At 54.8% G+C, this 19167-nt stretch carries 17 protein-coding genes and 1 pseudogene; 6 read left to right on the top strand and 12 right to left on the bottom strand.

Features of this window, described 5'->3' with window-relative positions:
* Positions 1 to 76 precede the first annotated feature (76 nt).
* The 6 genes from EH198_RS15855 to EH198_RS15830 all read right to left on the bottom strand — a co-directional run bounded on the left by EH198_RS15855 (position 77) and on the right by EH198_RS15830 (position 6718).
* Positions 77 to 1744 (bottom strand): ABC1 kinase family protein, encoded by a 1668-nt coding sequence (locus tag EH198_RS15855; RefSeq protein ID WP_246014362.1) that lies wholly within the window; start codon positions 1742 to 1744, stop codon positions 77 to 79.
* Between the two features lie 3 nt (positions 1745 to 1747).
* Positions 1748 to 2110: a phasin family protein gene (locus EH198_RS15850; protein ID WP_124696492.1), complete on the bottom strand. Its 363-nt coding sequence runs from the start codon at positions 2108 to 2110 to the stop codon at positions 1748 to 1750.
* 201 nt (positions 2111 to 2311) lie between these two features.
* Complete coding sequence (locus EH198_RS15845) at positions 2312 to 2950, bottom strand: ThuA domain-containing protein (RefSeq protein WP_124696491.1); 639 nt, start codon at positions 2948 to 2950, stop codon at positions 2312 to 2314.
* A 187-nt stretch (positions 2951 to 3137) separates the two neighbouring features.
* Positions 3138 to 3950, bottom strand: a complete 813-nt coding sequence (locus tag EH198_RS15840; RefSeq protein ID WP_124696490.1) for a uroporphyrinogen-III synthase — start codon at positions 3948 to 3950, stop codon at positions 3138 to 3140.
* Positions 3951 to 4022: 72 nt separating this feature from the next.
* Complete coding sequence (locus tag EH198_RS15835) at positions 4023 to 6056, bottom strand: methyl-accepting chemotaxis protein (RefSeq protein WP_185702916.1); 2034 nt, start codon at positions 6054 to 6056, stop codon at positions 4023 to 4025.
* A 266-nt stretch (positions 6057 to 6322) separates the two neighbouring features.
* Positions 6323 to 6718 carry a Fur family transcriptional regulator gene (locus tag EH198_RS15830; RefSeq protein WP_124696488.1) on the bottom strand — a complete coding sequence of 132 codons (396 nt, stop codon included), beginning with the start codon at positions 6716 to 6718 and terminating at the stop codon, positions 6323 to 6325.
* A 332-nt stretch (positions 6719 to 7050) separates the two neighbouring features.
* Here EH198_RS15830 and EH198_RS15825 point away from each other — a divergent pair, with 332 nt between their 5' ends.
* The 4 genes from EH198_RS15825 (at position 7051) to EH198_RS15810 (ending at position 10922) form a co-directional block, all read left to right on the top strand.
* Positions 7051 to 8103 (top strand): diguanylate cyclase, encoded by a 1053-nt coding sequence (locus EH198_RS15825; RefSeq protein ID WP_185702915.1) that lies wholly within the window; start codon positions 7051 to 7053, stop codon positions 8101 to 8103.
* 123 nt (positions 8104 to 8226) lie between these two features.
* Positions 8227 to 9774: an FAD-dependent oxidoreductase gene (locus tag EH198_RS15820; protein ID WP_124696486.1), complete on the top strand. Its 1548-nt coding sequence runs from the start codon at positions 8227 to 8229 to the stop codon at positions 9772 to 9774.
* Positions 9775 to 9842: 68 nt separating this feature from the next.
* On the top strand, positions 9843 to 10562 hold the full coding sequence (locus EH198_RS15815) for a 3-ketoacyl-ACP reductase (protein WP_124696485.1): 720 nt from the start codon (positions 9843 to 9845) through the stop codon (positions 10560 to 10562).
* A gap of 48 nt (positions 10563 to 10610) precedes the next feature.
* Complete coding sequence (locus EH198_RS15810) at positions 10611 to 10922, top strand: antibiotic biosynthesis monooxygenase (RefSeq protein ID WP_124696484.1); 312 nt, start codon at positions 10611 to 10613, stop codon at positions 10920 to 10922.
* Positions 10923 to 11111: 189 nt separating this feature from the next.
* Here EH198_RS15810 and EH198_RS15805 read toward each other — a convergent pair whose 3' ends face one another.
* The 5 genes from EH198_RS15805 to cidR all read right to left on the bottom strand — a co-directional run bounded on the left by EH198_RS15805 (position 11112) and on the right by cidR (position 16847).
* Positions 11112 to 13019: an ABC transporter ATP-binding protein gene (locus EH198_RS15805; protein ID WP_124696483.1), complete on the bottom strand. Its 1908-nt coding sequence runs from the start codon at positions 13017 to 13019 to the stop codon at positions 11112 to 11114.
* A complete protein-coding gene (locus EH198_RS15800; RefSeq protein WP_124696482.1) occupies positions 13016 to 14806 on the bottom strand; it encodes an ABC transporter ATP-binding protein in 1791 nt (596 codons plus the stop codon). The genes EH198_RS15805 and EH198_RS15800 overlap by 4 nt, the downstream gene beginning before the upstream one ends.
* The gene (locus tag EH198_RS15795; protein WP_124696481.1) at positions 14803 to 15267 is read right to left on the bottom strand and encodes a MarR family winged helix-turn-helix transcriptional regulator; all 465 of its coding nucleotides are present in this window, start codon (positions 15265 to 15267) and stop codon (positions 14803 to 14805) included. The genes EH198_RS15800 and EH198_RS15795 overlap by 4 nt, the downstream gene beginning before the upstream one ends.
* 321 nt (positions 15268 to 15588) lie before the next feature.
* Positions 15589 to 15825, bottom strand: coding sequence for an aspartyl-phosphate phosphatase Spo0E family protein (locus tag EH198_RS15790; protein WP_232101635.1), 237 nt, complete (start codon positions 15823 to 15825; stop codon positions 15589 to 15591).
* 134 nt (positions 15826 to 15959) lie between these two features.
* The gene (gene cidR / locus EH198_RS15785; protein WP_124696480.1) at positions 15960 to 16847 is read right to left on the bottom strand and encodes a cidABC operon transcriptional activator CidR; all 888 of its coding nucleotides are present in this window, start codon (positions 16845 to 16847) and stop codon (positions 15960 to 15962) included.
* A 112-nt stretch (positions 16848 to 16959) separates the two neighbouring features.
* Between cidR and EH198_RS15780 the strand changes: the two are divergent.
* Both EH198_RS15780 and EH198_RS15775 read left to right on the top strand, forming a co-directional pair.
* A pseudogene (locus EH198_RS15780) lies at positions 16960 to 17316 on the top strand (CidA/LrgA family protein); the annotation flags it as partial.
* A 10-nt stretch (positions 17317 to 17326) separates the two neighbouring features.
* Positions 17327 to 18010 (top strand): CidB/LrgB family autolysis modulator, encoded by a 684-nt coding sequence (locus tag EH198_RS15775; protein ID WP_185702914.1) that lies wholly within the window; start codon positions 17327 to 17329, stop codon positions 18008 to 18010.
* A gap of 73 nt (positions 18011 to 18083) precedes the next feature.
* Here the strand turns inward: EH198_RS15775 and EH198_RS15770 are convergent, their stop codons facing one another.
* Entirely contained in the window at positions 18084 to 19052 is a 969-nt protein-coding gene (locus EH198_RS15770; RefSeq protein WP_124696479.1) for a Gfo/Idh/MocA family protein, read from the bottom strand.
* Positions 19053 to 19167: the final 115 nt, after the last annotated feature.

The raw sequence follows: 19167 nt of genomic DNA, 5'->3' as shown, positions 1-19167 counted from the left end.
CCCTTTTGTATACACCCTATACATCAAAAGCGGAAGAACTCCTGCCGGAGTTCTTCCGTCCCTTGTTCTTCTATACTCAGAATCTACCCGATTTGAAAATCGAGTAAATCAGCCAGACAAACATGAACAGCGCAACCACCGAGCCGATTTCGACGGTCGGAAAATTCCACAGCACGGAAGGCTCGCGGCGCAGCGAAGAGCCGATAATCAGCCCGACCATAATAATGCTGAAGGCCAGCAGCACAATGCTGAACGAGAGCCGGTTGCCGATGCGGTCCAGCTTGCGCAGCAAGCTCTGCAGCTCGGGTACGCCGACCTCCACCTTCAGCCTGCCCCTGCTGATCAGCGCCGACAGCTGCCGGGCTTGTCCGGGCAGCTCCACCAGGCTCTCGGCAAGGTCGGCGACCCCGCCGAGCAGCTTGCGCTGCAGGCGACTGCTGCTGAAGCGCTGTTTCACAAGCTGCCGGCCGAAAGGCTCCGCCATTTGAATGATGCTGAAGGAAGGGTCCAGATTGCCCACGACCCCTTCCAGAGTCAGCATCGTCTTGCCCAGCATCGCCAGATCGGGCGGAATCGCCAGCCGGTGGCGCCGGGCAACCGCGAACAGATCGTTAAGCGCCTTGCCGATGCTGACCTGGCTGAAAGGAACATCATAGTACTCCTCTCTCAACCGGTCCATGTCTTCATAAAGCGCGGAACGGTCCGCCTCCTCCGGAATGACACCGAGGCGCAGAATCGCGCGCACCATGGCTTCCGTATTTTTGCGCATCAGAGCGATGATCAGGCCCGACAGATGGTCCCTTGTCTCCTCGCTCAGGCGGCCGACCATGCCGAAATCGATCAGCGCAAGCTTCCCCTCGTCCGTCATCATCACGTTTCCGGGATGGGGATCGGCATGGAAGAAGCCGTCGATAAAAATCAGCCCCAGCATGATGTCCACCAGCCGCTCGGCGGTATCTTTGAGATTCACGCCTTTGCTCAGCAGCGCTTCCCGCCGGTTCAGCGTGATGCCCTCCACATATTCCATCGTCAGCACCCGCGAAGAGGTGTAATCCCAATAAATCGCCGGAATATAGGCTGATTTGTTGTCCTCAAGCTGCTGCGCGATTCTTTCCGCATTGCGGCCCTCCTGGCTGTAATCCAGTTCGTTCATCAGGGACTTGGAGAACTCCTCCGCCATCCGGGAGATGCCGTACTGCTTCGCCCAGTCCAGACGCCGCTCGGCAAGCGCAGTCAGATCGCGGAGAATTTCCAGGTCGCGGCTCATCATTCGCATGACGCCGGGGCGCTGGATTTTGATCGCCACCGCCGTCCCGCTGAGCAGAACTCCACGGTGAACCTGCCCGATGGAAGCGGCGGCAAGCGGAACATCGTCAAAGGAATCGAACACCTCGCTAAGCGGCTGATCCAGCTCCTGCTCCAGAATATTCCGCGCCGTTTCCGCCGGAAAAGGCGGCACATGATCCTGCAGCTTTACCAGCTCCGTAATAATGGATTCCGGAAGCAGATCGGAGCGAGTGCTCGCAAGCTGGCCGAGCTTGACGAAGGTCGGCCCCAAGTCCTCAAGAACAAGCCGTATCCGCTCCCCGAGCGTCCGGCTAGCGTGCGCCTCCTGGGTCACCAGCCGGCGCGGAAGCGACAGCACGCGGTATAAACCCAATTCTTCCACCATATAGCCGAAGCCATGACGCATCAGCGCCATGGCGATGGACCGGTAACGTCCGGCATGCCTGATCCGCACCATTTATTAATCCGTGCGCGTATCCGGCATTCCTTCCGCCGGCTGCGTTTCCTCCAATCGGGATATGCCCTCAAGCTCGGCTAGACGCTGCTCAAGAACGGCAATTCGTTCCTCCAATGCGGCGATGTCGCTTTTTGCCGGAACGTTTAAATCCTTAAGCACGCGCTGCACCTGCTCTTGAACCGCCGATTTTATTATGCCCCGTTCTTCCTCGCCCCGCTCAATCAGCCGGTCGACAAGCGCCTTGGATTCCGAGGGAGCCACTTCTCCCCGCTTGACCAGCTCATCAACGGCTTTTTCCACCTTTTCCTTGCTGACAACGGTGAGTCCCACTCCTAAAGAGATCGCTTTTTTAAACAAATCGCTCATATTCTCTTCCTCCTTGGATTCCGTTTTGCTGAAGGCTTAGGCAACGGTCAAGAAGAAACGCCTGACGGCGTCTTTTTAAGACGCAAGTGCGTTTCTCGTAGAAATACAAGGTCTTTTATAAGCGTGAAACTTATAAATTCTTGTATTTTAAATTATACCTTACCGGGCGGGGGCGCACAAAAAATGGCCTTTACTGTCCCTTTACTGCCGGATCGGAATCCGGGCCGCCCATGTAGCGGCTTGCAGCAGCAGCTTCCTCACCTCGGGATGGCGGAACGAAGGCTCATGATGCCCTGGCATCAGGTAGACTACCCGTCCCAGACCATAGCTGTGGCACCAGCCCGCCGGCCACCACTGTCCGCCTGCCTCGAATTCGAGCAGGACCGTCTTCTCCGTAAACGGGTCGAATTCAAAGCGGTAAGGCTCTTCTTCCAGCTTAAAGCTCTCCACGCCTTCCGTGATATCATGCTCCCGGGTGCGGAATTCGAGCGGTCCGTATGGCGGATGCCCCGCAAATCTGGCGCCGATCAGTTGGGCCAATTCATTGCGGTTCGCGAGGGACACACCTGTATGTAGAACGATGAGTCCGCCGCCGCCGGCGACATAGCTCAGCAGCCCGGCCGTCTGCTGCGGGGAAACCGATTCATTCCACAGCTCATTATATCCAATGCACAGATCGTAGGCGCCGAGGTTCTCGCTCAGCAGCATTTTTTTGTTTTCCGAACATTGGACGATCATCAAATCATTTAATATATGGCTGACTTGTTCGTCCACACCCTGCAGCGGATGGAACCGGGGATGAGTATATTCTCCCAGCAGCAGACATTTTCTTTTATCCATAAGGGCCTCCTTGTGTAGGTATCCGTAGTCATTCAATCCATACTGCCTATATTTTAAGGAAAATGATGCCGGATGTCCATTCACGAAAACGGGGAACCGCCTCCTCCGGTTAACCATGCGATGTAAAAAGAGCATCTCCGGCCGGCTCGGCCCGGAAATGCTCCCGTTATTTTTACCTGGAAGGCGGCTAGCGATGTGACGCCAAATAGCGTCCAAGCTCCACGATCATGCTGCCCATCCGCTCCTGCTCCGGCATGACGATCCTTCGAATGCCCGCCTCTTTCAGCGCATCGGCTGTAACCCGGCCCACTGCGACAGCAAGCACTCCGGTCTCGAAGGCTTCAAGCATCGCCTGCAGCATGCCGCGGCTGCCCGCGTATTCGGCCAGAAAACGGATCTGCGGCGCGCTGGTGAAAGTCACGGCATCCACCTTCTCCTCCGTTATTTCCATGAGCAACCGCTCAAGATCCTCTTGCTCCGGCGGCATATGCCGGTAAGGCAGAACCTGCCGGACCTCGGCCCCGGCCTCCTTAAGCCAGGCGTTCAACCGCGGAGCGGGATCGCCGTGCAGCTGAAGAACGACCGCCTTGCCCTGGAAGTCGAAAGGCGCAAGGCCGCGGATCAGCCCCGTCGTGCTTCCGTCATCATCGCGCACGTGCGGAACAAGCCCTCTCTTCTTCAGCGCGTTTACCGTCTTGTAGCCCCGGGCCGCGATCATCGAGCCTGCCAGCACTTCCTGAAAGCGCTCCTCGAGGCCCATGCCGCCCGCGGTTTGGAACAAAGCATCCAGGCCCATTCCCGTAGTAAGAATACTCCAGTCCGGGGGATTGAGGGTCCATTCTTCCAGCTCCTGGCGCAGCTCTTCGCCGTCCAGAAACACCGTGCCCTGGGCTGGCCGCAGCAGCGCGGTTCCGCCCATATTGCTCACCAGCTTCGCCAATTCCTCCGACTTGCGCGGACCGGCCAGAGCGATGGTGACGCCTTTTAATTGATCTGCCATGATGCAGTCCCCCCTTAAATTCTCCTTGCGTTTGCCTAACAGTATACTTGCAAGGAGACTCCAAAGGAAAGCCTAGCTCGCCATTCCGGGCGAAGATTCTTCCTCATCCGTAGCCGTCTCCGGCTCAGCCTGTTCCTCGTCAGGACGGCCTGCCGCATGGGAACCGTGCAGTTTGAAGCGGCTGACCAGAGACTGCAGATCGTCGGCCAGACGGCTGAGGTCCGACGACGAGGATGCGATTTCCTCCACCGAGGCAAGCTGCTGCTGCGCCGCGGCCGAAATCGTCTCCGTGTTCGCTGCCGCCTCCTGGGAAATAATGCGGATTTCCTCCATTGCCCTCTCCATGCCGCCGGCTTCCGAAGACAAGGTCTGAACCCCTTCGCCCATCGACTTGATTTTTTCCGCCGCTCCCTTTACCGCCCTGCGGATCCGCGAGAAGGAGCGCCCGGTCGTATCGACCGCGAGGATTCCCTCGGATACTTTCTCCTTAGCGTTGTTCATCGTCACTATCGCTTCTTTCATCTCGCTATTAATAGAAACGATTACCTCTGAAATCTGGCGTGCCGATTGCTCCGATTCCTCAGCCAGCTTGCGGACCTCCGCGGCGACAACCGCAAATCCGCGGCCATGCTCCCCGGCTCTCGCTGCCTCAATGGACGCGTTAAGCGCCAGCAGATTCGTCTGCCGGGCGATTCCCGTAATAATGCCCACGATGCCTACAATATGTCCGCTGCGCTCATTCAGCTTGTCGATGACGGCTCCCAGCTCCTCGACTGTCTCGTGAATGCCGTTGATTTTGTCGACGACCTGGATGACCGAATCGTTGCCTTCCGCCGCAGAGCGGGAGGTATTGTCCATCATCGCCGACACTTCATTCATGTACCCGGAAATATTCGACACTTCCGCAGCAGTCGCGGCCGTGCCTTCCATCCCTTTATGCACACTCCCTACCTGCCGCTCGTTTCCGGAAGCCACCTCCTGGATGGCAACGGTCACATGCTCGATCGCCTTTGTCGTCATCTCGGCGCTGGCCGTCAGCTCCGCGGCCGAAGAAGATACGTTGTCGGTCATTTCCTGTACCCCGAGTATCATCTCTCTTAGACTGGCGACCATCGTCTTGAAATTACCGGCCAACTGGCCGATCTCGTCCCGTCCGAAGGAGCCGATATCCTGCGAAAGATCGCCTTGGCTGATGATCTCCGTCGCTTTGCTTAGCCGGCCCAGCGGCCCCAAAAGAGCGCGCAATATAAAGTAGAGCGGCACCAAAGCAAGCAGTACCGACGCGGCGATGACAAGAAGCGCGGTCGTCCGGATGCCTTTCGACGCGCCGGTTATTTCACTTGTGTTGATTGTCCCGGCTATTCTCCAACCGGTAAGTTCATTGACCATATAGGTCAGGGTTTTCTTGGAGCCTTTATATTCATAATTGAACGAGCCGGCATCGTTCTCGAACATTTTTTTGACAAATTCCACGGATGACTGCTGGCCTAGAGGCTCAGTGGGATGCACCACAAACCTCTTGCTGCTGTCCGCAATCAGGATATACCCCTGTTTGCCGACCTTAAGATCGACCAGATCCGCCAGCTGCTTCAAGTTCAGTTGCAGAAAGAATACGCCGCTTTTGTCCTTTAGGATTGACGATATCGAGACAACCGTCTCCTTGTTCGCATTTTGAAATACCGGCGAGATCACTGGGTCTTTTCCATTTTTGATAGCGCTAACATAAGGAGCCTCCAGCCTAGGATCGTATCCGCCGGGAAGGGGGGTATCGGAAGCTGTTACGACTTTACCCTGATCAGTTCCTATGTACGCTTCCAGCACATCGGGATGCATCGCCGCATACTCCTTCAATCTGCCTTTCAGCTCAGCGTATGCTTCTCCGTTCGGGTCGCTGTTGACCGTGGCTGAAGAAACGGCATCGACGAAATATTTTACATCGTCTATTTTGGACCGGATATTCGAATTGACGATATCATTTACTGCCGTAACACTCTCCCTCGCATTATAGGCGAGTTGATCCGTTACTGCGCTGCTGGCCGTCCGATATGTCAGGCCTCCGATAATGAGGCTCGGAACAATCAATACAATTAAATAAATTGCTATCAACTTTGTTCGCATGGTCGAGCCTGCCTTGTTCTTTTTGGGCATTTTCTCTGTTCCCCCATTTCAACTGGATAAAATAACGGTATAAAGCCTAGCTAAATATATAGTGTTATATCGGCATTTGTTAGCTGTAATTCTACTCTTTTTCTTGATTTTGCTCATAAAAATATCCAGTCATTCCACAAATGGACACAAAGAGGGCTCCCCGGTCTGAAGTCACCGGAAAGCCCTCTTTGAACTAATCTAACATTTCAGTCTCAGCCGCCCGGTCAGTTCACAACCTTATTGCGGCAGGCTGAGCAAACGCCTCCAAAAACAACATGAGCATGCCCGATGCTGTAGCCGGTCTCTTTGGCGACCTCCTCCAGCCAGTGCCCGGGCACATGGCTCATCACTTCATCGACCGCTCCGCACACTTCACAAATAATATGCTGGTGGTCGTCCATGCGAGCGTCGTAACGGCTGGCTGCCTCTCCCAGCTTCAGTTCCCGAATCAACTGTTTATCCGCAAGATAGCGGAGCGAATTATACACGGTGCCGTAGGCAAGGTTATGTCCCTTCTCAACCAGGCGGTTCATGACCTCCGCCGCGGTCGGATGGTCATGCGATTCACGGACAATATCATAAACGGCTTGGCGTTGGGAAGTCAGATTCAAATGTCTCACTTCGATCACCCTAACTTTATTTTTAGATCAAGTATAAATCTTTAGAGCACTCCGGTCAATGATTTGGAGAGCTCCGGCCTGCAAAAATCCGTCAATCTGCTAGAGAAACCAGGAATTTGCATAATGCTTAAACAAAATGGTAATGTTGCTAAAAAGTCGATTTATTTCGACAAATTTCTTCAACATTCTATATTGAATTTCCGATAAAATAAGCTAGAGCCGCAGTTGGGTACGGCCAATTTATCCGGGGAGCTCTTGATGCCGCCATGATGATAATAAAATTGATCAATAGTCTTTTTGCAAACTTTTGCATCCTTGTTACTTTTCTGTTTATGTCGGGTATGCTGTCCAAAAAATTTGTCGTCGCCGGCCGTTCGGTCAGCAGGGCCACAAGCGTCAACGCCGGACTGCTCTTCGGATTGTTCGGCATGATCCTGATGTGCTATTCCTTTCCGGTTGGCCCGGGCAGTTATGCCAATCTGCGTCACTTGACGATTATCATCATTTCCTCATATATCGGCTGGCTGCCGGCACTGATCTGCTCCGTGCTCTTGTCCATAAGCCGGGTTCTTTTTTATGGAGTGGCCTATGCTTCCATATCGGCGAGCATCTCCCTCCTGATTATCGGGTTTTGCTGCTGCTATATTTCCGTACTGCCATGGTCGCGGCTCCGCAAAGTTATGGTCAGCAACCTGATCAGCATGGGCATTAGCTTTGTGACGCTCAGCAGCAACCTGCGAAGCGTTGGCAGGGTAATGGAATTTTTTCCGCTGCAGCTTGGGATCACTCTTGCCGCCGGACTGGCCGTTTATTATATTGCCGAATATATTCAACGTTCCAACGAGCTGTACGCACAGCTTGAGCATCGTGCAACGACGGACTACCTTACAAATCTAAACAACCTGCGCCAGTTCCACCGCCATATGGATACGGAGATGGCCCGGGCCGAGCGGCGCGGCGACAGCCTGTCGATGCTCGCTATTGATATCGACCATTTTAAGGTTATCAATGACACTTACGGCCATCCCGCGGGAGATGCTGTCCTGAAGCAGCTGGCCCGCCGCCTCTGCAATCACTCCCGTTCCTATGATATCGTATCGCGAAACGGCGGGGAAGAGTTTACGATTCTGCTCCCCGATTGCCCGCTCCAGCAAGCGCTAAGGGCCGGAGAGCGCATCCGGGCCGCTGTGGAGAACGATCGTTTCCAACTGCCTTTAGGCATAAAAGTTCATCTCACCGTATCCGTCGGGGTTGCGTCGTATCCGGAAAACATACAGGACGCGGACGGAAACCTGCTCTGCCAATATGCGGACAAGGCGCTGTATGCGGCCAAGAACTCAGGGAGAAACAAGGTCTGCAGCGCCGATTTTCACGGAGAGTGCTGATGAAAGCCGCTATGTGGTCATACCGGAGAATATAATATTTCCATAAGCCTTCCTGCAAGTTTCTTTTTCCCTTTCAGTGGTAATAAATGAAATGGAAAATGTATAATTAGGGAGGAATACGGGATGGATTCAGAAAATAAATGGCCGGAAAGTTTGCCCAAGATGCCGGAATCGCTGTGGAGAGGAACGACGGAGCTGCCTTCTTTTCCCCGGCTTGCGGAAGATCACACCACCGATATCGCCGTGGTAGGCGGCGGCATCACCGGAATTACCGCGGCTTACCTGCTGGCGGAATCCGGGTTTAAGGTTACACTGCTTGAAGGCACCGAGCTTCTCGCCGGCACAACGGGATTCACAACCGCCAAAATTACGGCCCAGCACGGGATGATCTACAGCAACCTGATCAAGCATTTCGGGGAAGAGCAAGCGCTCTCCTATTTCCGCTCGAACAGCGAGAGCCTGGAGTGGATCGTCCAAACGGCCGGGAAGCTCGGTTTATCCTGCGGTTTGGAGCATGAGGATGCCTATGTGTACAGTGACGTCGGCGACGGAAAGACGCTGAAACAGCTTGAGGATGAATTCGAGGCTTACCGCAAGCTGGGGCTTCCGGGGGAATGGGTCGATTCCGTATCGCTGCCAATGCGGATCGGAGGCGGAATCAAGCTTCCGGGACAAGCCCGCTTCCACCCTCTCCATTATCTGAAGGGGCTGCTTCAGGCGTTTCTCGACAAGGGCGGAATCGTGTACGAGCATACCATGATCGGCGAAGACGTGGAGGATGAAGACGGCCTGACGCTCTTTACCGAACGGGGCAAGCACCGCATCAAGTGCCGTCATGCCGTATCGGCCTCCCATTTTCCGTTCTATGACGGAGGAGCGATGTATTTTGCGCGCCTGCATGCGGAGCGCGCGTACGCCTTGGCCTTCGAGCCCGAAACCGACTATGAAGGCGGAATGTACTTATGCGTCGGCGAGCCCAGACGCTCTCTCCGCGCAGTCGAATGGGAGGGCAAAAAGCTGGTCATCGCTGGCGGCGAGAGCCATAAGACGGGACAGAGCAGCTGTACGATCAAACATTATGAGCATCTGGAGATTTTCGCCGGAGAGCTTCTGGGCATCCGCCAGATTCCTTATCGCTGGTCCACCCAGGACTTGATTACAGTCGATAAGGTCCCCTACATCGGCAAACTGTCCAAAGACAAGGAGATCTACATCGCCACCGGCTTCGCGAAATGGGGAATGACGGCGGGCACGCTGGCGGCGCGGATGATTGCCGATCAGATTCAGGGCAACCCGAGTCCCTATACGGAGCTTTACGATCCGACCCGGTTTAAGGCAAACCCGGGCATCAAAAATGTTATAGTGGAGAACGCCAATGTCGCCAAGGAGCTGGTCCTGGGCAAGGTGGAGTTCGCTCATACAAAAGTCGAGGATCTGAAGCCGGACGAAGGCGGCATTGTCCGCCACGATGGAAAGCGCGTCGGCGCCTACAAGGACCCCGAGGGCGGTATTCACCTGGTGGACAGAACGTGTACGCACATGGGCTGCGAATGCGATTGGAACGAAAGTGAACGCACCTGGGACTGCCCGTGCCACGGCTCCCGTTACACCTATGCCGGTGAAGTAATCGAAGGACCGGCGGTTCAGCCGCTGACCAAGCTGGATTTATAAAGCAGGTTAGGCGCCCCCGGCCGTGGGGAAACAGAAACTTAATTAAACCAAAGGAGTGATTGTAAAAAATGGAACTTAGAGGAAAAACCGCAGTGATTACCGGTGCCGGCAAAGGCATCGGTAAAGCCCTGGCCTTGGCGCTCGCCAAGGAAGGCGCCAATCTGGGACTGATCTCCCGGACCGCCGCCGATTTGGAGGCCCTGAAAGCCGCAATTACCGAAGTGTACGAAGTGAAGGTCAGCATTGCCGTCGCCGATGTATCGGTCCGCGAAGAAGCGGAACGCGCGGTGGCAGCCATCCAGAACGATCTGGGCACATTCGACGTCCTGATTAATAACGCAGGCGTCGCTACTTTCGGCACATTAGTGGACATGGACCCTGAAGACTGGAAACGCCATATCGACATCAATCTGTTCGGCGTCTATTACGTCACCCGCGCCGCGCTGCCTTCGATGATCGACAAGAAGTCTGGCAATATCATCAATATCTCGTCCACAGCCGGAGAACGCGGCTTTGCCACAGGCTCCGCCTACTGCGCGTCCAAATTCGCGCTCATGGGCATGACCGAAGCCCTCTTCCAGGAAGTGCGCAAGTTCAACATCCGGGTTGTAGCGCTGACGCCGAGCACGGTCAATACCCCGCTCGCGGTTAATGCGGGCCTGCCGATTGGCGATGAAGACCGGATGATGCAGCCGGAAGATGTCGCCGAACTGGCTCTGACTGCACTGAAGCTGCCGGACCGCGTGGTCATCAAAACGGCCGGCATCTGGACGAACAATCCTCAATAGGCTCTTGTCCCCATTCCTTCATCCATTCTTAGCGGGAGGTTTGAAGCTATGCTCGTAGTCACGAATACGATTAAGGTCAAGGAAGGCGCCGGAACGGCGCTGGCGGAGCGGTTTGCCGGAGCGGGCCGCGTGCAGGATATGCCGGGCTTTGTACGCATGGAGGTATGGCACGGCAGCGCTAAAGAGGGCGTGGAAGAACTGAAGATCTGTACAGTGTGGGAGAACGAGGAAGCATTCAAAGGCTGGACCGCAAGCGAGTCCTTCCGTCATTCCCACCGGGGGGCGGGCGGCAACGAGTCCATTCTCGGAGCGTCGCTCGACAAGTACGAGCTTCTTCTCAGCCGGACTCCAAGGCAGTAAAACGGACAGCCGGACAGAAAAAGCGCAGAAACGCTTCCCAAAGGGAAGAACGTATCTGCGCTTTTTTTATTCTGCCAATCGGCGAATCCGGTCTGTTGCTTCTCCGGAATCTCCCGGTGATTGCCCGGTGGCATGAGCCGTGAATTAAGAGGTATTCTTCATATTGAGGCCGGGTCCGAAGGAGCCCGCTTAGCCGGCATTCGAAAGCTCGCTGTCCGAGAACTGGCTGTTATACAGATCGGCGTAGAACCCGCCTTGCTTCAGCAGCTCTTCGTGAGAGCCCTGCTCGATGACGGTGCCGTGGTTCATAACGAGAATCAAATCGGCGTCGCGGATGGTCGACAGGCGGTGTGCAATAACAAAGCTGGTTCTGCCCTGCATCAGCGTATTCATCGCTGTTTGAATCTGGACCTCCGTGCGGGTGTCGACGCTGCTGGTGGCTTCGTCCAATATCAGAATCGATGGGTCCGCCAGGATGGCGCGGGCGATGGTCAGCAGCTGTTTTTGCCCCTGTGAAATATTGGAGGCCTCTTCATTCAGCACGGTGTTATAGCCCATCGGCAGTGTGCGGATGAAATGGTCGGCATGAGCCGCTTTGGCCGCCCGCACCACATCCGCCTCGGTCGCGCCTTCGCGTCCGTAAGCGATATTGTCGCGGATCGTGCCGTTAAAGAGCCACGTGTCCTGCAGCACCATTCCGAACCGGCCGCGGAGCTCGCTGCGCCTCATGTCGGTAATATCCACGCCGTCGATCAGGATCTGGCCGCCGTTTAGCTCGTAGAACCGCATCAGCAGATTGATCAGCGTCGTCTTGCCGGCTCCGGTCGGACCTACAATCGCGATAGTCTGTCCCGGACTGACCCGGATGTTCATATCTTCGATCAGAATGGCATCTTCCTTGTATCCGAATTTCACGTGGCGGAACTCAACCGCTCCTTCATCCGGATGATCGGTTTTGCCTGCCAATGCCGCCGCAGATTCCGGCACTTCCTCTTCCTCGTCGAGCAGTTCGAACACGCGCTCTGCGGAAGCGATGGTCGACTGGATAATATTGGCGATATTGGCCGTCTGGGTAATCGGCATCGTAAACTGGCGCGAATATTGGATAAATGCCTGGATGTCGCCGACTTCGATCATTTTTTTGGTGACAAAGATTCCGCCGACTACGCAGACCAGCACATAACCCAGGTTGCCAATGAACATCATCAGCGGCATGATCATGCCGGACATAAACTGTGCGCGCCAACCGGAGTTGTAGAGCTCCTCGTTGATATTATCAAAATCCTTGAGCGATTCCCGCTCACGTCCGAAAGCCTTGACGATCCGGTGGCCCGTGTACATTTCCTCGACATGGCCGTTTAACTGGCCGAGCGATTTCTGCTGGCCGACGAAATACGATTGGGAGCGCTTGGTGATGCCCATAATCACGACAAAGCTGAGCGGCAGCGTAATAATCGTGATGAGCGTGAGCCACGGACTGATGGTCAGCATCATAATGATGACGCCAATGATCGTAATGATGGATGTAATAAGCTGGGTCAAGCTTTGCTGAAGCGTCGTGCTGATATTATCGACGTCGTTGGTTGCCCGGCTCAGGATTTCCCCATGCGTCCGGGAATCGAAATATTTCAGCGGCAGCCGTTCCAGCTTGCTGTTGACTTGCTCACGCATGTTGAATACGACACTCTGCGCCACGCCTGCCATAATATACTGCTGCACGTAGCTGAAGAGAGCACTCAGCAGATACAATCCGGCCAGGATCAGCAAAAGTTCATTAATGTAACCAAAATCGATCGCCGCTCCCGGTACGTGCTTCATCTTGGCAAATGCGCCTTCGAACAGCTTCGTTGTCGCTTTTCCCATAATCTTGGGGCTAAAAATGCTGAATACCGTGCTCAGGATGGCTGTAATCAACACGACCATCAGTTGCATTCGTTTCGGTCGCAAATACCGGGTCAGCCTCCGCAGCGTTCCTTTGAAATCCTTCGCTTTCTCCGGCGGCATCATCATGCCCGCGCCTCCGAAACCTCCGGGTCCGCCAGGCCCTCTGCGCTGCGGCTGCGCGGAACGTTTGTATTCCTGATTATTCTCACTCATGCAATTTCCTCCTCTGACAGCTGCGAAGATACGATTTCGCGATAGACGTCGCAGCCGGCAAGCAGTTCGCGGTGGCTGCCGATCCCGGCAATCTGGCCCTCATCCAGCACGATAATCCGGTCCGCATCCATAACGGTGCTGACCCGCTGGGCGACAATCAGCACCGTCGATTCCGTCGTCTCCCCTTTGAGCGCGGCGCGCAGCTTGGCGTCGGTCTTGAAGTCGAGCGCGGAGAAGCTGTCGTCGAACAAGTAAATCTCCGGCTTCCGCAAGAGGGCCCGGGCAATGGAAAGCCGCTGCTTCTGCCCGCCAGATACGTTATTGCCTCCCTGGGCAATTTCCGAGTTAAAGCCGTCTTTCATCGCGGTTACGAAATCCAGCGCCTGCGCAATCTCGGCCGCGTGCCGGATCTCTTCATCCGTCGCACCTTCCTTGCCGTAACGGATATTGTCGCTGACAGTGCCGGTGAACAGCACTGCCTTCTGCGGCACATAGCCGATCTTGGCGCGGAGCTCTTCCTGGGTCATCCGCCGAATATCGGTCCCGTTTACCAGCACCTCGCCCTCAACCACATCGTAGAAGCGGGGAATCAGGCTGAGCAGCGTCGATTTGCCAGAGCCCGTACCGCCGATAATCGCCGTCACTTCTCCGGGCCTTGCGCTGAAGCTGATGTTAGACAGGGCCGGCTGCTCCGCTCCCGGATAGGAGAAGGAGACATTCTTGAATTCCACGAAGCCGTGAAGTTCGGGTTTCGCCGGCTGATCCAGCGAAGCGACCGCGACTTCGGGATCGGTGATTTCCGGCTGATCCAGCGAAGCGACCGCGACTTCGGGATCGGTGATTTCCGGCACCATATCGAGCACTTCGTTAATGCGGATCGCAGAAGCCGAAGCGCGCGGAATGAGCACGAACATCATGGATACCATAATAAGGGAGAACATAATCTGCATAGCATATTGAATGAAGGCCATAAGCGAGCCGACCTGAAGGTCTCCGTTACCAATCCGGATGCCGCCGAAGTAAAGAATGCCGATCATGGAAAAGTTCATGACGAACATCATCATCGGCATCAGCAGGGCCATAATCTTATTGACCTTGATCGCCGTATCCGTCAAGTCCCGGTTAGCCGCGCTGAAGCGCTTGTTCTCATGGTCGGTCCGGTTAAAGGAACGGATGACGCGAATGCCGACCAGATGCTCGCGCAGAACCAGATTTAATTTGTCGAGCTTGATCTGGATCGCCTTGAAGAGCGGCAGCCCCTTCATACCCACATAGGCAATCGCCAGAACAAGCACCGGTATGACGACGACAAAGATCAGGGACAGCTTGGCGTCTTCGGACACCGCCATAATAATGCCGCCGATCATCATCATCGGAGCGCCGATCATCATGCGCAGCATCATCGTAAGCACCGTCTGTACCTGGGTAATGTCGTTCGTCGTCCGCGTAATGAGGGATGCGGTGCCCAGCTTGTCAAATTCGGTCAGCGTAAAATTCTCCACATGATTGAACATTCGCGAACGCGTGTTGCGCCCGAAGCCCATGGACACTTTGGCCGACAAAAAGCTGGCAACGATGGAGCAGAGCGCGCCTCCGCCCGCCACCAGCAGCATAAAGCCGCCGATCCGCCAGATTAAAGCCCGGTCCTGCTGCACAATACCCTTGTCAACGATGTCGGACATCAGGGTCGGGAGATATAAATCGCCCATCGACTGCAAAAACACAAGCAGAAGAATTGCGGCGATCGGCAGCGAAAAAGGCTTTAATTGTCTGAATAATTTAATCATTCTTCGTCATCTCCGTTCATTGGTAACCGTTCAATATCGAGCATATGCTCTTGGGCAAAAGCGTGCACTTTAAGCAGAAGATCCGCCAGCCGGCCGCTGTCTTCCTCGCCCAAAAAGTCCACGAGCTTGTTCAAGGTCGCGGTTCTATGCTCCTTTGCTCTTTCGGCAGCCTTGCCGCCCTGTTCGGTCAAATTGACGCGCACGACCCGCCGGTCGCTCGAATCCGCCTCCCTGGCGACCATTCCTTTCGCTTCAAGACTGTTGATGAGCTGGGTAACCGTCGGCGGGGTCAGGCCCAGCAAACGGCTGATTTCCGACACCTTCAGTCCCTGCTTGGCAGAGCAGCCATTCCTTGCGATGCATAGCATCAGTGTCATTTCGCTGGGTTTGTTGCCTTCCGCAGCTTGGGTCCACTTCGCCTTATGCAGCTGCTGCAAAGCTAACAGCAGCTTGTGCGGCACCTTGTTGTTATCGTCCTCTATCCCAATTGTTGTCCCTCCATTTAGCGGATTCCTTCCGTTTCATTTACTTAGCATCCCTAATTATTATATAGTATATTATTTAGGCTTACTAATTATATTTTCGCTTTGATCTCTTGTCAAACTTTGAATGCGCTATCATCATTCTGGAACCGCATGTCAAAAAGACCCCCCGCCGCATTGGGCGGGAAGGTCTATGGATTATCGGTTATTGGCGGGACGATTCATCCCTTAAGTAGCTGCATTGGCGCGAAGTAGCTGTATTGGCACGGCTAATTCAGTCTTCTCGCCGGGCTCAGTCTTTCATCTGTATGCCGGCCGCTGATTCGTGCGGCTCCGGAGATTCTCCATCATTTTATTCTGGGCAAGCAGGATATAACTGTCGAGGCGCTCGCTCAACTCAACAACGGTGCGGTCGCTGAGACTTCGCTGCTGAGCGACCTCCAGCAGTTCGCATCTGAGACTCTCTATAGTTATGAACAATTCTTCTTCCCTGCATTCCCTCACATAATCGTTCTGGGGTGTACATTCCTGAAGCACTGCATCACCTTCCCTCTGATACCTTCTACTCTATTATATATCATGATACCAAAAAAACATATTTTGCAAAAAAAGAAAAATATGTCGATGCTCCAACTTTTTTTATGACTCCCGGCAGACTCCCCAAACGGCGATTACCGCTCGTTCAAAAGATCGCGCGCGAAGGAGATCCACTCGCGGGCGGCGAAGGACAGATAGCGATCCTTGCGCCAAATCATACCAAGCTGCCATGGAATGGCCGGCTCGGTCAACGTGACAATGGAAATACGCGATCGGTCCATATCGCGGCAGATCGTCTGCGGAAGAAGGGCAATGCCGAGACCGGCAGCCACCATCCGGGCGATAAGGTCCCACTGGGAACTTTCGTACACGACCATGGGTTGAAACCCCGACTTGACGCATTCGGTAATCACGCGGTCATGCAGGGCGAAATCCTCGCGGAACAGCACAAACTCCTCATCCTTCAGCTCCACCAGGGGAACCGAGCTCCGGCCCGCCAGCCGGTGACCGGCAGGCACCAGCAGCTCCAGCCTTTCCCGGACGAAAGAGAAAACATGAAATCTGGCTTCATCTACGGGAAGAACAACGACGCCGATATCGAGGAAGCCAGTGTCCACATCATTTTCCACTTTCTTCGCCCCGTCCTCGTACAGCCGGATCGTAACATCCGGGTACTTCCGGTGAAACTGGCCGATCACGGACGGAAAGAAGTTGGCCCCTACCATAGGCGGCAGACCGATGCGGATATGGCCCTGCTTCAGGTTACGCAGGCTGTCCAGCTCTGAGGACAGGCTTTGGAAGGATACGACGATATTCTGCGCTTTGGCGAGCAGGATCTCGCCCGCGTCGGTCAGTTTGATGCTCTTGCCTTCCCTGTAGAACAAATCCGCCCCAAGCTCTTCCTCGATCTGCCGGATCATCTTGCTGACGGTGGGCTGGGTAATGTACAACGATTTGGCAGCCTTGGAAAAGCTGTTCAGCCGGGCCGCCTCCACAAAATACTGCAACTGCCTGATATCCAAAGCGTCAATCCTCCTATATAGACAAAATGAATATCATCTATTCGATATATTCATTTTACCTATGTAAATAATTGTTGTAAAATTTCAATATAGCTTGAAAGGGGCGGGCCTTATGAGAAAACTAATGATTGGAATGCTGCAGGTAGGTGCGCTGTCCGTATTCTCCCTAGTAATGGGAAAACTTAGCTCTTGGTTACATCTTCCGGTTCCTGGAAGCATTATCGGCATGGTACTGTTATTCATCCTGCTGGAGACGGGTGTTATTAAGCTGGGCTGGGTCGAGGCCGGCGCAACCTGGCTGCTTGCCGAGCTGCTGCTGTTCTTCGTTCCCTCCGCTATCGGCGTTATGAAATACTCATCATTGCTTGGGACGGACGGTCTCAGCCTACTGGCGATCATACTCGCGGGAACCTTTATCGTTATGACCAGTTCGGGACTGCTAACAGCCCTTATTTTCAAATTCAAGGAGGGAAGACATCATGCTGACCGGACTTCTGTTTCTGGCTCTGACTCTCGCAGTTTATCTGATATCCAAAAAGATTTACGCGGCCAAGACGAAAGTGTACTTGTCTCCGCTGATCATTACGCCGCTGCTAATTATCAGCTTCCTGCTGATGATGGGCGTATCCTTTGATTCCTACAATGCGGGAGGCAAATGGCTCACCGACCTGCTTCAGCCGGCAACCGTTGCCTTTGCCATCCCTTTGCATAAAAACTTCAAGGTGCTCAAAAAGCACGCCGCCGAGATTGCGGCAGGTGTACTGTCAGGAACGGTGATGGCGGTCATATCATCCGTTCTCTTGGCCCATTGGCTGCACCTCAGCAGCAATCTGGCAACAAGCCTGGTGCCCCGGTCGGTCACTACGCCGATCGCCATGAACATCTCGCAGAGCATAGGGGGCATACCTAGCATTACGGCCGTATTCGTCATTTTGACCGGAGTGCTTGGTACGCTGATGGGACCGACGGTCCTTCGCCTCTTCCGCATTGACAATGAAATTGCGCGCGGTGTATCGCTGGGAACCGCTGCGCACGGTATGGGCACTTCCAAAGCCTTTGAGCTGAGTTCGCTGACCGGAACCATTTCCAGTATCGCGATGATTCTGACGGCGCTGTTTACACTCAGCGTAGCGCCGGCTCTACTCGCGGTCTTCCTCCACTAGGCCGCCCCGGCTTGGGCCGCAGACACCCGCTTCAAGCATATTGCTGAAGCGGAGTGTCTTTTTTTTACGGAATTTATAACTTCACCGGCGCTTCCTTTCGGGCCGATTCAAAAGCCGCATAGGTGACCTTGAGCGTCTTGTAGGCGTCCGCGTAATCGCTCAGTATCCCGCTGCGGTCCCCTGTGCGGACGGCATGGAGGAATGCCTCGCTCTCCGACACGTAGGGGTTACCGCTGCTGGTGTATTCGGCGCTGTCTCCATCCCGCACCTCCAGCAGCCGCTGCGGGTTCCAATCGAGCAGGCCGCGGTCGTTGTAGAAGCTGAGTCCAACCCTGCCTACCTCTCCTGGAAGGACGCAGGTATTGGAAATGTTGGCCACAATGCCACTGGCAAGCTTAAGCGACACCGTTCCAACGTCCGCGACGCTGACGCCGCCTTTTTTCTCATGCATGACCCGATTCCCGAACATCGCGTACACTTCCGTTACTTCTCCCGCCAGGTAGCGGAGCAGATCCACGATATGCGTCGTCTGCTCGGTGAACTGCCCGCCGGACTGCTCCTGATCACGCCACCACGGCGCCTCCGGCATACTGCCCATCCACTGGCCGACGATCATCCCGATTTTATCGTCCTGCAGCGCCTCTTTCAGCCGTTTGACGTTCTCCTGATAACGGAAATGGTAGCCGACGGAGGTCAGAAGCCCGCTTTCCTGGATATCCTGAAGAAGACTCGCCGGAATTTCCGTGCTCACCCCGAGCGGCTTCTCAACGAAAAAGGGAATTTCCCTTCGGATCAGCGTCCGTTCAATCGATCCATGGGCTCCCGGCGGCACAGAAATGTAAACGGCGTCCAGCTTGTGGGCGTCCAGCATTTCCACCGGATCGCCATAGCCTTCCGCGGCGTAGGACCGCGCCATCTCTTCACCCTTTTCCCTGCTGGTGCCGCACACCGCCTGCAGCTTGACCCCCGCCATTCCGGCCAACAAATCGGCATGCATCTTGGCGAACCAGCCTGTTCCGACCATTCCGATACTTAGCGTCATTTCTTAACCCCTCCATTTCCCGTAATAGATCCTTTTTCAAAATATAAGAATTTATAGGTTTCACGCTTATCACTGGCCTTATATTTCTACGAGAAACGCACTTGCGTCCTCTGGG

Source organism: Paenibacillus rhizophilus (assembly GCF_003854965.1).
Taxonomy (GTDB): domain Bacteria; phylum Bacillota; class Bacilli; order Paenibacillales; family Paenibacillaceae; genus Paenibacillus_AQ; species Paenibacillus_AQ rhizophilus.
Note: the sequence above shows the minus strand (reverse complement) of the source record. Positions and strands in the feature narration are given on the sequence as shown.